Annotated in this window: 1 protein-coding gene; it reads right to left on the reverse strand. The window is 59.6% G+C overall.

Annotation, left to right across the window (positions count from 1 at the left end; genetic code table 11):
- A partial coding sequence (locus G474_RS23835; RefSeq protein ID WP_043465209.1) for a hypothetical protein occupies window positions 1-1,548 on the reverse strand: 1,548 nt, incomplete at both ends.

A 1,548-nucleotide genomic window follows, 5' to 3' on the forward strand; every position in this document is an offset into this window, starting at 1 on the left:
AGTCGGTTGCAGCCGCGTTGATGCTGGCCGCGCCCAGACGCACCTGGGTCGCCAGGTTGCCCACATCGTGGATGTGGCCAGCGGCAAAATCTATGTCCGTCCCGTCGGTGGACAGCCCCAGCAGACCCTGCTGAACGGGATAGTAGGGAGATTCCGAGGGCAGGTAGCCCGGAATGTTGGGCATAGCATCGGTTTGCCCGGCAGCGAGCTGCCCGGTCACGTCGGCACCGTCAGTATCCACGTCGAAGTTCAGGAAGGTCCCGGCCTTGCCCCCCTTCAGGGTGATGCTGCCGGTGAATTGGGCGAAGTCTTCCAGTTCCACTACGTTGGACTCGGCATCGGTATCAGTGATGCTCAGATGCTCGAAGCTGGAGGCCCCGCTGCTGGCGAAGGCGGTGTCGATCGTGAAGTTGAAGCGGGGCTCAGTGTTCTTGCCGTCAGCGATGGTCACTCCCAGGGTATCGCTGGCGGTGTCGGTGGCCAAGGCAGCCTGAATCACGGAATCAGCGATGCCGCAGCCACCGGAGAACGCGTGCTGAATGGTGATGCCGGCCGCCTGGACTGCGCTCAGATTGGTCATGGTGAAATCCACCGGCGGCGCATCAAATGCCATCCCCCAGGTCCCAATTACATCGCGATGGGTGATGTTGCTTACCTCAATGCGGGTCACGGAAGTCAGACCGGAGAAATCTACTACCACGGCACCATCGTAGCTGTTGCCCTGCAGGCCAGCCACTTCGATGCTTTCGGCCACGGGATTGATGCCGGAACCGGAGTAGAACAGCAGGGTGTCGGTACCTTCACCACCAATGATCCTGTCCCCCGCTTGCATCACGTCGTACAGGGAGAAGATATCGTCACCGGAACCGCCGATGACGGTCACATCCTGCTGCACGCCGGAGCTGCCGGCCTTGTCCACGTCCATGATGTTGTTCAGGACTAGGGTCAGGTTGCCCGTCAGGGCGGATGCATCGATGCTGGCAAGATGGCCGCCCGTTTGTTGGATACCACCAGAATAAACGATCTGTTCCTTTATTTTGGCCTGGTAATCAACCCTGCCCAGTTCCAGATCAGCAGTACCAGTAATGATGATGCTGCCTGCGGAACCGCTGTCCATGGGTAGATCCAGAAAGCCGATGCTGGAAGCACTTTCCACGTTGATGGTCAGGTGCTCGTAACTTTCCAGGCTGACATGGCCAGTCTCAAGGAAGGTGTCACGGCCGATCCCCAGGCGGTACATGCTGGCGCCATCCAGGTTCAGGGTGCCCCTGTTTTCACCCGCCAGGGCACCGGCGACGTAGCAAAGCTGCGCACTAGTGTACTCCAGATGCGGGAAACTGCTGACGGACATGGATTCCAGTGCATTCTGGATATTGCCCACCTTAACGTTCCTTATGCCCTCGCCGATACTGGTGATGCTCACCGCCTTCAGGCCGTTGGCATTCTGCAGATCCAGTGTGGCGTCGGCCCTCTCGGCGCCGGTGACAGCCAGGTTCACGGTCTCGATGCCCACCAGCGTGGGGGTAATCACCAGGGGAAGGACACCAT

Origin of the sequence: Azovibrio restrictus DSM 23866 (genome assembly GCF_000429665.1) — a bacterium.
GTDB lineage: Bacteria > Pseudomonadota > Gammaproteobacteria > Burkholderiales > Rhodocyclaceae > Azovibrio > Azovibrio restrictus.